At 69.1% G+C, this 12,257-nt stretch carries 10 protein-coding genes; 5 read left to right on the top strand and 5 right to left on the bottom strand.

What is annotated here, in order from left to right:
- Positions 1-89 precede the first annotated feature (89 nt).
- On the bottom strand, positions 90-1,652 hold the full coding sequence (locus AMK34_RS25610) for a deoxyguanosinetriphosphate triphosphohydrolase family protein (RefSeq protein WP_038515465.1): 1,563 nt from the start codon (positions 1,650-1,652) through the stop codon (positions 90-92).
- Positions 1,653-1,695: 43 nt separating this feature from the next.
- Here AMK34_RS25610 and AMK34_RS25605 point away from each other — a divergent pair, with 43 nt between their 5' ends.
- The gene (locus AMK34_RS25605; RefSeq protein WP_073847026.1) at positions 1,696-2,823 is read left to right on the top strand and encodes a lycopene cyclase family protein; all 1,128 of its coding nucleotides are present in this window, start codon (positions 1,696-1,698) and stop codon (positions 2,821-2,823) included.
- 72 nt (positions 2,824-2,895) lie between these two features.
- Positions 2,896-4,578 (top strand): GGDEF domain-containing protein, encoded by a 1,683-nt coding sequence (locus AMK34_RS25600; protein WP_073847025.1) that lies wholly within the window; start codon positions 2,896-2,898, stop codon positions 4,576-4,578.
- A gap of 75 nt (positions 4,579-4,653) precedes the next feature.
- On the opposite strand, the gene AMK34_RS25595 is transcribed toward AMK34_RS25600, so the two are convergent.
- From AMK34_RS25595 to AMK34_RS25585, 3 genes are all read right to left on the bottom strand, one after another.
- Positions 4,654-5,814 carry a sulfotransferase family protein gene (locus tag AMK34_RS25595; RefSeq protein ID WP_073847024.1) on the bottom strand — a complete coding sequence of 387 codons (1,161 nt, stop codon included), beginning with the start codon at positions 5,812-5,814 and terminating at the stop codon, positions 4,654-4,656.
- Positions 5,815-5,998: 184 nt separating this feature from the next.
- Positions 5,999-6,781, bottom strand: a complete 783-nt coding sequence (locus AMK34_RS25590) for an SDR family oxidoreductase (protein WP_073847023.1) — start codon at positions 6,779-6,781, stop codon at positions 5,999-6,001.
- Positions 6,778-7,947, bottom strand: coding sequence for a DUF1214 domain-containing protein (locus AMK34_RS25585; protein WP_073847022.1), 1,170 nt, complete (start codon positions 7,945-7,947; stop codon positions 6,778-6,780). Before AMK34_RS25585 ends, AMK34_RS25590 begins: the two co-directional genes overlap by 4 nt.
- Before the next feature lie 87 nt (positions 7,948-8,034).
- Here AMK34_RS25585 and AMK34_RS25580 point away from each other — a divergent pair, with 87 nt between their 5' ends.
- Entirely contained in the window at positions 8,035-8,916 is an 882-nt protein-coding gene (locus AMK34_RS25580; protein WP_073847021.1) for a helix-turn-helix domain-containing protein, read from the top strand.
- Positions 8,917-8,973: 57 nt separating this feature from the next.
- Here AMK34_RS25580 and AMK34_RS25575 read toward each other — a convergent pair whose 3' ends face one another.
- Positions 8,974-9,441 (bottom strand): nuclear transport factor 2 family protein, encoded by a 468-nt coding sequence (locus tag AMK34_RS25575; RefSeq protein ID WP_016333182.1) that lies wholly within the window; start codon positions 9,439-9,441, stop codon positions 8,974-8,976.
- A 77-nt stretch (positions 9,442-9,518) separates the two neighbouring features.
- Here AMK34_RS25575 and cysD point away from each other — a divergent pair, with 77 nt between their 5' ends.
- On the top strand, positions 9,519-10,427 hold the full coding sequence (gene cysD / locus AMK34_RS25570) for a sulfate adenylyltransferase subunit CysD (RefSeq protein WP_073847020.1): 909 nt from the start codon (positions 9,519-9,521) through the stop codon (positions 10,425-10,427).
- Positions 10,427-12,253 carry an adenylyl-sulfate kinase gene (gene cysC / locus AMK34_RS25565; protein ID WP_073847019.1) on the top strand — a complete coding sequence of 609 codons (1,827 nt, stop codon included), beginning with the start codon at positions 10,427-10,429 and terminating at the stop codon, positions 12,251-12,253. The genes cysD and cysC overlap by 1 nt, the downstream gene beginning before the upstream one ends.
- The last annotated feature ends 4 nt before the right edge of the window (positions 12,254-12,257 follow it).

The following is a 12,257-nucleotide window of genomic DNA, read 5'->3' as shown; positions in this document are numbered from 1 at the left end:
CACCGGCGGCAGGAGCCGTTCGGGTGACGTCGGATGGAGAATTTCCGGATTCGGCCGCAGGTCGTGGGCCGTTCAGGGTAATCGTGTCGTTACAGGACGAACGAGTCCGACCAAGGCTGCGAAGCACGGCCCGACAAGCCGTCCAAAAGGGTCACCGCCTGCTTGTCCGTCAGCGACGCCACGAAGTCGACGACGGCCCGTCCCCGCGCCAGGCCCCGTACGGCGTCCGCGCCGGTGACCGGTTCCCCGGTCGCTCCGATGAGCAGCTCCGGCGACGTCCGCGCCAACGCGGAGAACTCGGACCGCGCCAGTTCCACCAGATCGTGCAGCCGTCGCGGGAGACGGTAGAACTCGTCGCGGTCGAGCAGCCACGCGTCCAGCGCGTCGACCAAGGTGGTCACCAGGCTCGCCTGTCCGCGTTGGTGCAGCGCGAGTTCCGGGCGCAGCAGGACGAACCGCCGGTGCACGAATTTCAGCACCTGCACCTCGTGCCACTGCGCGGGACGCAGCGTGAGATGGCCTGTCCGGGTGGAGGGCGACGCCACCACCTGGACGCCGTCGACGAGCCGCGCGGTCCATTTCGCGGAGAAGGCGGCGGTGGCCTGTTCGGCCTCGATGGAACCGTCGAACCCGGTGGCGAGCAAACCGTCGACGAGTTCGTCGCGCACACGGGCGACGGCGCTGGTGAAAGCGTCGTCGTCGACGATCCACCCGTCCTTGGCGTGCATCCGGCGGCGCAGCCGTTCCAGCGAACGGCCGGGCAGCCGCCGTTCGGCGGTCAAGGTGGCGTCGTCCAGCGCGGCCAGTTCCGCCGCGTGGTCGGCCCAGCCGGTGAACTCGGCGGCGACCGGGGCGTGCTGCAGGACACCGATCCGGTGGAAGTCCTGGAGATCGTGGATGGCGTACGCGATGTCGTCGGCGGTGTCCATCACGGACGCTTCGACGGTCTGCTGCCAAGGCTCGATCCGGCCGGCGAACGGGGCCCGCGCCTGGGTGAAGTCGTCGAGTTCGGTGCTGTAGGCGGAGAACTTGCTCGCACCCGTGCCGGGCGCGTCGGCCGGTTCGGCGGCGCCGCGTGGCTGGACGTCCATCGACGTCGGATGCGGATCGGGCACGTGCAACCGCGCCCACGGGTATTTCAGCACCGCGGCGCGCACCGCCGTGGTGAGGTCCAGACCGGAGGCGGACGGGCCGCGCACGTCGGTCGTGGTGATGATCCGGAAGGACTGCGCGTTGCCTTCGAAACCGTCGGCGAGGCCGAACCGGTGCCGGGCGATCCGGTCCAGGGTCTGCTCGCCGAGATGCCCGAACGGCGGGTGCCCCAGGTCGTGCGCGAGCGAGGCTGCCTCGGCGACGTCCGGATCGCAGCCGCCCAGTTTCGCGGCGAGCTCGGCCGAATCACTGGCTGAATTGATCCGCTCGGCGATCGCGCGGGCGACCTGCGCGACCTTGAGGCTGTGGGTGAGGCGGTTGTGCAGGAGCCCGGAACCGCCTGCGCTGACCACCTGCGTCACGCCGCCGAGCCGCGCGAAGAAGGGCGACGCGGCGATCCGGTCCCGGTCGATCCGGAACGGGCTCGTGGCGAGGTCGGTGAACCCGGCGCTCTCGCTCGCCGGATCGCGCCGCCACGTCCTCGGGTCCGTCTGTTCCATGCGCAACACCGTATCCGTCGGGGCGGCGTGATGAGATACGAAGGTGGCGGACGTGGTGATCGCGGGTGGCGGCCCGGCGGGCCGGGCGCTCGCGCGTGCCTGCGCCCGGCGCGGCCTGGCGACGGTCCTGATCGACCCGGCGCCGGGCAGACGCTGGCGCGCGACCTACGGGCTGTGGGCCGACGAGCTGCCCGCGCTGCCGACGAGCGCCGTCGCGTGCGCGCCGTCGGCCACGCTCGCCTTCGGAACCGGACCGCACGTCCTCGACCGCCGCTACCTGGTGGTGGACAACGACGGCCTGCGCCGGTGGCTGGACGAGGGCTACGACGTCGTCGCCGGGACGGTGTCCGGCGTGGACCACGGACGGCTGGGTTCCTCGGTACGCCTGGAGGACGGCCGGGTCCTCGCGACAGGTCTGTACGTGGACGCCACCGGCGCCCGGCCCCCGGGGAACCGGTACGAACAGACGGCGTTCGGCGTCGTCCTCCCCGCCGAGGACGCGCTGCGCCTGGTCGACCGCCCGGACACCGCCGTGTTCATGGACTGGCGGGACACGGAGTCCGGATTCCTCTATGTACTGCCGTTCGGCGACGGCACCGTCCTGGTCGAGGAGACCTCGCTCGCCCGCAAACCCGGACTTCCGCTGGACGTCCTGGCGGCACGGCTGCGCGCCCGGCTCCGGGCCGTCGGGCTGAGGTCGCACGGGCGCGAGGAACGCGTGCGGATCGTGCTCGACCTGCCCGCGCCCCGGCGTGGGCGGACGGTGCCGTTCGGGGCCGCCGGGGCGCTGGTGCATCCGGCGACCGGGTACAGCGTCGCGACGTCGGTGCGGCTCGCGGAGCCGGTCGCGGACGCCGTCGTCCAGGCTTGGGATCGAGGCCCCGCCGCGGTGGCGTCGGCCGCGCATCGGGCGCTGTGGCCGTCCTCGGCACGCACCGTGCACGGCTTGCGACGGCATGGCTTGCGCGCGTTGTGCGGGATGCCGCCCGAACTGGTCCCGGTGTTCTTCGATCTGTTCTTCACGTTGCCCACGGAGCTCCAGCGCGCTTTCACGAGCGGTCGCGAAGATGTTTCGGGTACGACCGAAGCAATGTCGGCACTTTTCCGATTGTCACCGTGGCAAGTAAGAAAACACCTGATCGGGTGGCGTGCGTTACGCCGTTCTAGGTAACCCAGGTGCCTTCGCGATGAACATCAGTTGACACGTGTTTTGTTTCGCGCCGTCACCCGCGAATATGCGCTTGTGACGTTGCAGATCGCTGTCCGCTTCGCTTACCAGCCGTTGTACAGCCTGCACACCGGTGGCGTCGTCGCGTTCGAAGCCTTGGCGCGGCCGGGCCGTGGGACCGCCCACGAGTTGCTCGCCGACGCCCGGCGCAACGGCAGGCTGGCCGAGGTCGACGTCGGGCTGGCCGCCGAGGCCGTCCGGCAGCTGCGCGAACCGCAGGCCGCCCTCCCCCTGCACCTGAACCTGTCCGCGCGGACGGTGGCCGCGCCGCCGTCGCAGTTCGACCCGCTGACCGACGCGCTCAGCCTGGCAGGCCGCCGGACGAGGGACGTGGTGCTGGAGATCGGGCCGCCGTTCACGCAGATCCCCGCCGACCTGCTGCTGACCGGTATGCGGCGGCTCACCGAACTCGGCTTCCGGCTGGCGCTCGACGGCCTCGGCCGCGGCGACCTCCCGCTGACGCTGCTCGCTTCGGCGCCCGTCGACCTGGTGAAACTGGACCGCAGCGTGCTGCGGGGCCTGCCGCACGACCCGGCCGCCGTCGCGGTGGTCGAAGCGGTGCTGCACTTCGCGTCACGCACCGACAACCGCCTGGTCGCGACCGGGCTGGAGACCACGGAGCAGCTGGAATCCGCCCGGCGGCTCGGGGTGCGGATCGCGCAGGGCAACCTGCTCGCCCCGCCGGACGGCGACCACGGGCCGCTGCCCGCGCCGGACGCGCCGGGGCCGTTCATCCCCGGCACCGCCCGCGCCCGCCGCGTCGGCGACTTCCTCCGGCCCGCGACCACGCTGCCGGAAGACGCGACCTGCGACGACGTACGCGAGGTGCTGGCCGCCGCCGACGGCCCGAGCGGCATCGTCGGCATCGACGACCGCCACCGTCCACAGTGGTCGATCGACCGGACCCGGTTCCTGGTCGCGGTCACCGGGTTGTACGGCCACGCCCTGCACGCCAAGCGGCCGGCGTCGAGGCTCGCCGACCGGCCGCACACGATCCACGCCGACGCGAGCGCGCTCGAATTCCTCGAACTGGTCACCGACGCGGACTGGGGCCGGACCGGCGACGACGTCGTCGTGGTCGACGACCGCGGCCGATGTGTCGGTGTGGTGCTGGTGAACGAGGTCGTCCGCGGGGTCGCGGAAGCGAAGGTCGAGGAGGCGGTCTCGCTGAGCCCGCTGACCCGCCTGCCCGGCAGCGACGCGGTCGCGAGGGACGTCGACCGCCGGATCAACGCGCGGGAGCCGTTCGTCGCGGCCTGGTTGGACGTCGATTCGTTCAAGACGGTCAACGACACCGCCGGGTTCGCGGCGGGCGACGACCTGATCCGCACGCTCGGCCGGACGCTCACCGATCTGGAGGCCCGGCTGCGCCGGATGCGCGTCAGCCATGTGGGCGGGGACGATTTCCTGATCGCCTGCGACGTCGACGAGATCGGCACGGTCGCCACCGCGCTGCTGGACACGCCATGGTCGGCCGACGGGCTCCCGGTGACGGTCTCGCTGGCGACCCTGGTGTGCGGGAACGGCGCCATCCGGTCCTACAAGGACGCTTCCCGGCTGCTGGCACCGTTGAAGAAGCAGGCCAAGGAGGTGCCCGGGTCGAGCTGGGTGCTCGGGCGACCGGGCTCGGACCGCGTCGAGGTCCTGCGCGGGATCACGACGCGCGGCCTGCCCTCGCAACGCGTCGCCGGCTTCTGACCCTTCCGCATTTCGTCCTCTGAATGCGTTCCTTGCGCGGGCAACTACCGCATTCAGAGGACGAAATGCGGGAGGTCAGAGGTCGTAGGCGGCGCGGTAGGCCGAGAAGCGTTCGTCGACCTCGCCGGCGGTGAGCCCGAAGTCCGCGAGGTCGTACCGGTGCACGGGTTTCCTTTCCCCGGAACGGCTTTCGGCGTGCACGACGGTCATCGCGTCCCGCGCGGCGTCGCTCAGCGGGAGGCCGAAATGCCGGTACACGCCCTCGACCGTGCCGATCGGGTCGGCGACGAAATCCTCGTACCGGACATCGCAGAACCGCGCGGGATCATGCCGTTTCCTCGCCGCCAAGGACTTTTCCGCACCCCGCGCCCAGAGATCCAGCTGGCTCCGGCCGATCACGTCGCCGCGGAAGACGTCGGACCAGCCCTCCGAAGCCTGCTCGTTCAGGCTGCACACCGACGCGACGATCGTGCTCGGCGCGCGATGGGTCTGGACGATCAGCGCGTCGGGGTACACCTCCAGTAGCGCGTCGAGCGCGAAAAGATGGCTCGGATTCTTGAGCACCCAACGGCGCCCGGCGTCGGGCAGGCCGATGAGCTGCAGGTTCCGCCGGTGCCTGCGATAGGCGTCGGTCCAGCTCTGCCCGTCCAGCCAGCGCGAGTACGACGGCACGTGCGCGAGGCATTCGTAGGACACCGATTTCAGGGACTGCCGCAACAGCTGCCAGCATTCCTCGACCTGGTCGGCGGACATGTGGTGCAGTCCCATGAACTCGGGATGCTCGACGTGGTGCTTCTCGTAGCCCGCCTGGATCCCTTGGAAGACCGGGTTTTCCGCCCACGTCTCGCGTGGCGGACGCGGTTGCGGTACCTCGGTCAGCCAGACCTCCAGCCCTTGGTGCGCCGGATCCTCGGTGAGCAGCCGGTGCAGCGCCGTGGTCCCGGTGCGCGGCAGCCCAGTGACGAAGATAGGCCGCTCGACCGGAACATCCGCGTACTTCGGGTTCTGCTTCCACGAGGCCTCGCTCAGCGACCTCGCCACCAGGGCTCCGCGCAGAAAGGCGCGATGGATCTTGTTGCCGTACGGGGTCAAACCCGCCTCGCCGGCGTACGAATCCAACAGCACGCGGAGACCTTCGAGATGGTCTTCGCCACCGAAGTCGTCCAACCCGGTGAGCTTCGCCGCCGACGCGTGCAGATCTTCCACCGTGCCGACGTTTTCCCGCCCTGGCAGCATGTTCTCCCTCTCAGTATCTTTTGGTGAACCCGCATCCGCGATCGACGTCGGCAGGGCGCTGCCTGGTCATCTACCTCACGATGGCGGACAAGGCGCCCTGCCACCGCGATAGCGGGGCCTTCGGCCGGGGCGGGTTCACGCGTCTAATCGCCTTTCGAATCCTTCTGCAGCTCCGCCTACAGGCTCAGTGGTGGTATTCGCCGGCGTTGACGTCGAGACACTGGCCGGTGACGCACCGAGCGAGCGACGAGGCGAGGAACACGACGGTGTCGGCGATCTCGTCCGGCTCCGGCAGGCGGCGCAGGTCGATCGCCTCCGCCGTCTCGGCGTACACCTGCTCCGGCGGCACGCCGCGTTCCTTGGCCAGATAAGCGAAATACCATTTCAGCGAGTCCGCCCAGATGTAGCCGGGCGCGACCGAATTGACCCGGATCCCCTGCGGCCCGAGTTCCGAGGCGAGACTCTGCGCGAGCGCGAGCAGGCTCGCCTTCGCCATCTTGTACGCGCCGAACGTCCGCCGGGAATGCCGCAGCACGGCCGAATTGATCATCACGACCGAACCGCCGCTCTCCGCGAGCGAAGACGTGAACAGCCGCGTGAGCCGCAGGGCGGCGAGCACGTTGGTCTCGAACCCCGCCCGCACGTCGGCCAGGTCGACGTCGGCGAGATCCATGATCGGCGGGATGGCGAAAGCGTTGTTCACCAAGGCATCCACCCGGCCGAACGCCTTCAAGGCGGTTTCGGTGAGATTCGTGGCCGAAGCGTCGTCGGTGATGTCGGTGGGCACGGTGACCGCGCGGCGGCCAAGTGCGTCGACCTCCTTCGCGACCTCGGCGAGCCGCGATTCGGTACGAGCCGCGAGGACGACGTCGGCGCCCGCCGCGGCGCAGCGGGTGGCGATGGACCGGCCGAGGCCCGGACCGACGCCGGAGACCACGACCACCTTGTCCCGCAAGAGATCCGTCATCCCAGCATCCTCGCCGCGACGGCGGTCTGACGGGCCGAGATCCGATCCGCCCATTCCTGCGGGGTCACCCGCGCTTCGTCGTAAAACGGCAACCGGTCGGCGAGTTCACCGAACTTCACCACCTCGACCTCGGGACCGTCGGCTTCGCCGAGCGCACGGGAGAGGCGCTGCCAGCGGATCTGGACGTACCCGCGGTCGTGCCCGGTGCGTTCGAGCCAGTTGGCCAGGCCCGGGTCGCGTTCGCTGATCACGAAACGGATCTTGCCGTCCGGGTCGACCCGCGCCTGGTCGGCGGTGAGGCTCGTCTGATGGTTGATGTAGTCGAGCGAGAGGTACCAGACGCTGCCGAGCTGGATGCCCTGATAGGGCGCGTCCGAACGCGGCACCGTCACGATCATGACCTCTTCGTCGCCGAGTTCGTAGTGCCCGGCCGACGAGTACTGCGTGGTCAGCCCGCCCGGCGTGGGACGCGGCTCGGTCATCGTGTTCACCGGCAGGTTCAGGTAGAACCACTTCGGGAAGGCGAGGAACGTACGCAGCCTGCTCAGCAGGATCTTGCCGGTGACGCCGTACCGCTTGGCCAGCCCGTCGCGAGTGAGCGGCGCGGGCGCGCGGCCCGCGGTGTCGGCGCACTGGATCTGAATCGTGCCGCGGCGTTCGGTGGCCCAGTCGCTGTAAACCTCGCGCACCACGAGCATCGACGAACCCGGGCCGAGGACGAAATAGTTGGGGCCTGGGTCGGGTTTCGCCGGGCCGAAGCGGAGCTCGAACGAGCCGTCGTCGGCGATCTCGATCTCGCGGTCGTCGAAGGCGGCGAGGCTGTCCGGCACCTCGACGGGCGAGTAGTCGCCGTTGAGGACCTGGAAACTGACGTCGGCCGTGCTCCCCCGCGTCCCGGTGACGACGTACTCGCGGTCCTCGCGGATGTTCGCGTTGAAGTACAACGTGTCCGGGTTGTCCAGGCCCATCTTCGTGTACGGCCCGGTGGACTGGGTGAAGAACGGGTAGTCGCGTTCGTAGGCCCACGCCATCTGCAGGGAGGCGCGGATGCTGCCGGCGAGGTAGTCGTACCCCTCGACCAGATCCTGTTCGGTGCGGATGTGCGGCGCCTCCGCGATGACCTTCTCGGCTTCGGCGATCGCGTCCGCCAACGGTTGAGTGAGCACCGGCGACTCCTCATACTGGTACAAATATGTACCGACTTGGTACGTTCTTCGCATCGTCAGACTAGAACGCGTTCTAAGGATGGGTCAATGGCCCGGCATTCGCCGCCCACCGAGCGAGTCGTGAGGCTGCTCGACTTCTTCGCCGCACACCCCGGCCGGCGCTTCGGGCTTTCAGAACTCGCGCGCGAGCTCGACCTGGCGAAACCGACCTGCCTCGGCATCGTCACCGAGCTGACGGCGGGCGGCTACCTGGTCCGAGACCCCCAGCCGGTCAGCTACCGGCTCGGGCCGGCGATGGTCGCCGCCGGCCGCGTCGCGAGCGAAGGCTTCGGCGCGAGCGAGGTGGCGCGACGGCATCTGGAGGACTTGAGCAGGCGCTATGGCGCGACGTGCACGGCGTCGGCCGTGGTCGGCGACCGGATCCTGATGCTGCAGAGCGCCGGGCCGGGCCGCGTCAAACTGGGCGAGACGTATCCGTTCGCGCCGCCGGTCGGCCTGATGTACGTGCTGTGGGACTCCGACGCGGCGTTCGACGCGTGGCTCGCCAAACCCCCGGCGGTGCCCGTTCGGCTGGATGAAGCGCACCTTCGCCGCGTCGTAGCCGAATGCCGGGAGCACGGGTATCTGGTGGAGAGCCTGACTTCCGCGGGGCGACGGCTCTACGCGCTGATGGCGGGCGTCGGCGCGGAGGAACTGCCGCCGGAAGTGCGAGGCCTGGTGGGCGAACTCGTCTCGAGCCTCGGCGAGCGTGTCTACCTCGGCGCCGATCTGGAGCCGCGGCGCAAGCACGCGGTGAGCCTGCTGGCCGCCCCGACGTTCGACGCTTCGGGACGGCAGGAACTGGTGCTCACGCTCTCGGTCGGCGAGCCGGTCACCGGCGCCGAAATCGCGCGACGGGGCGCCGCGCTGGTCGCGGCCGCCGATGCCGTCACGACCGAATCCGGTGGCCGCCACCCCACACGCATTTAGTCCTCTAAATGCGCTGGCTGCCCGCGCCGGGACCGCATTTAGAGGACTGAACGCGGGTCAGGAGGACCATCGGTTCGCGGTGAGCTTCAGGCTCGGCACGTCGTCCATCGACATCATCGTTTCGTACAGCCGGTCGTACTGCGTGGACGCGGTCAGCCACACGCCGTCCACCCGCCGGTAGGTGTCCTCGTAGTACGCCGCGCCCTCGATGATCACCCGGTGCTCGGGCACGATCACCTTGTCCCGCATCAGCCAGGTGCCCGTCGCGGTGTCGCCGTCGACGTCGATCTCCGGCTGCCCGGCGAAATGCACCGTGGTGACACCGGGACCGACAGCGTTCCGGAAGAACTCGACGATCGCTTCGCGGCCTTCGAAAGTCAGCGGTTTGCCGTACGACGGCGTTCCGTACCGCGCGTGCACGTCGGCGGTCAGGGTCCCGGCCATCTCGTCCCACAGCTTGAGGTCGAGGCAGCGGAGGTAGCGGGCTTTCAGGCGGCGGATCTCTTCAAGCGCGACCAGGTCCATGCCGACAGCGTCCTCCTCCCCTTGACCAAGCACAAGAACTTGTTCTACTTTTCTGATCTCGAACGACGGAGGTCACGATGGCGTCCCCGGCCTACGAGCTCACCCATCTCGAAGCACTCGAAGCCGAAGCCGTGCACATCTTCCGCGAGGTCGCGGCGACCTTCGAACGGCCCGTGCTGCTGTTCTCCGGCGGCAAGGACTCGATGGTGATGCTCCACCTCGCGGCCAAGGCCTTCTGGCCGTCGCCGCCCCCGTTCCCGGTGATGCACGTCGACACCGGGCACAACTTCGACGAGGTCATCGAGTTCCGGGATCGGACGGTCGGCAGGTACGGGCTCCGGCTCGTCGTCTCCAGCGTCCAGGACGACATCGACGCGGGACGGGTCGTCGAAGACCCGAAGGCCGGCCGCAACCGGCTCCAGACCGCCGCCCTGCTGCGCGGGATCCGCGAGCATTCCTTCGACGCGGTCTTCGGCGGCGCCCGGCGCGACGAGGAGAAGGCCCGCGCGAAGGAACGGGTGTTCAGCTTCCGCGACGAGTTCGGCCAATGGGATCCGCGCAACCAGCGGCCCGAACTGTGGAATCTGTACAACGGCAGGCATCGCAAGGGCGAGCACATCCGCGTCTTCCCGCTGTCGAACTGGACCGAGCTCGACATCTGGCAGTACATCGAGGCGGAGAACGTCGACCTGCCATCGATCTACTACTCGCACCGGCGTCCGGTTGTCCAGCGGGACGGCATGCTGCTCGCGCACACCCGATTCCTCACCTTGAACGAAGGCGAAAGTCCTTACGAGGCAACGGTTCGCTTCCGTACCGTCGGCGACGCGACCTGCACCGGCTGCGTCGAGTCGACGGCGACGTCACCGGGCGAAGTGGTCGCCGAAGTGGCGGTCAGCAGGCTCACCGAACGCGGCGCCACCCGTGCCGACGACCGGATCTCCGAGGCGGGCATGGAAGACCGGAAGAAGGAAGGTTACTTCTGATGAGCGCTTCCTTGGTCCGCCTCGCGACCGCGGGCAGCGTCGACGACGGGAAGTCGACGCTGATCGGCCGCCTGCTGTTCGATTCGAAGACGGTGTTCACCGACCAGCTCGAAGCCATCGAACGCACCAGCCGCGACCGCGGCGAGGCGTACCCGAACCTCGCGCTGCTGACCGACGGTCTCCGCGCCGAACGCGAACAGGGCATCACGATCGACGTCGCCCATCGCTATTTCGCCACCCCACGGCGGAAGTTCATCATCGCCGACACGCCGGGACACGTGCAGTACACCCGCAACATGGTCACCGGCGCGTCCACGGCGGATCTCGCGCTGATCCTGATCGACGCCCGCAAGGGCGTGCTCGAACAGTCGCGGCGGCACGCGTTCCTGGCCAGCCTGCTGGGGATCCCGCATCTCGTGCTGTGCGTCAACAAGATGGATCTGGTCGACTGGTCGCAGGAACGCTTCGAAGAGATCCGTGAGGAGTTCCGCCGTTTCGCTATGAAACTTCAGGTGCACGACCTCACCTTCGTGCCGATGTCGGCGTTGCACGGCGACAACGTCGTGCACCGGGGCGCCAGTATGCCTTGGTACGAAGGGACTTCCCTGCTGCATCATCTCGAACAGGTGCACGTGGCCTCGGATCGCAACCTCATCGACGCGCGATTCCCCGTGCAGTACGTGATCCGCGAGCACAGCCGCGACTTCCGCGGCTACGCGGGCACCGTCGCGGGCGGGGTGTTCAAACCCGGTGACGAGGTCGCCGTCCTGCCCTCCGGTTTCACCACCACGGTACGCGCGATCTGGGGCCCGGGCGGCACCGCGGTCACCGAGGCCTTCGCTTCGCAGGCCGTCACGATCGAACTCGAAGACGACCTCGACCTAGGCCGCGGCGACCTGATCTGCCGCCCCGGCAACCGTCCCCACACGAGCCGGGACGTCGACGCGATGGTGTGCTGGTTCTCCGAACAAGGAGCTTTGAAAGCAGGGAACACCTTCCTCGTGCGGCACACCACCCGGGAGACCAAGGCCGAGATCCGCGACCTGGACTATCGACTCGACGTCACCACCCTGCACCGCGACGAGACGGCGAAGTCGTTGTCCCTCAACGAAATCGGCCGGATCCGGCTGCGTTCCCGGCAGCCGTTGCTGTTCGATTCCTACCGCCGCAACCGCTCCACCGGAGGTTTCCTGCTCGTCGACGAGCATTCCGGCGCGACGGTCGCGGCGGGCATGATCACCGGACCGAGCGTGACCGCGTCGAACGTCGTCTGGCACACCGCCGCGGTCACCAGGGCGGAACGCGCGACACGCGGGCTCACCGTCTGGCTCACCGGGCTTTCCGCGTCCGGGAAATCGAGCGTGGCCGTGGAACTGGAGCGGCGGCTGGTGGCGTCGGGCAGGCCCGCGTACCTGCTGGACGGCGACAACCTGCGGCACGGGCTGAACGGGAACCTCGGTTTCAGCCCGGCCGATCGCGCCGAGAACGTCCGCCGCGTCGCCGAGGTCGCGAAGCTGTTCGCCGACGCCGGTGTGGTGTCGGTGGTCTCCTTGATCAGCCCGTACCGGGCCGACCGCGAACTCGCCCGCGCCACACACGAGGCGGCCGGGCTGCCGTTCCTCGAGATCTTCGTCGACACCCCGCTGGAGGTCTGTGAAGACCGCGACCCCAAGGGGATGTACGCGAAGGCTAGGGCGGGCGAGATCAGCGGGTTCACCGGGGTGGACGCTCCGTACGAGCAACCCGAGAGTCCGGATCTGGTGCTGCGTCCGGAGAACGGGGATCCCGCCGCGATGGCCGCGCTGATCCTCGCCGCCCTCGACTGACCTG

Source organism: Amycolatopsis sp. CB00013 (assembly GCF_001905755.1).
GTDB lineage: Bacteria > Actinomycetota > Actinomycetes > Mycobacteriales > Pseudonocardiaceae > Amycolatopsis > Amycolatopsis japonica.
Note: the sequence above shows the minus strand (reverse complement) of the source record. Positions and strands in the feature narration are given on the sequence as shown.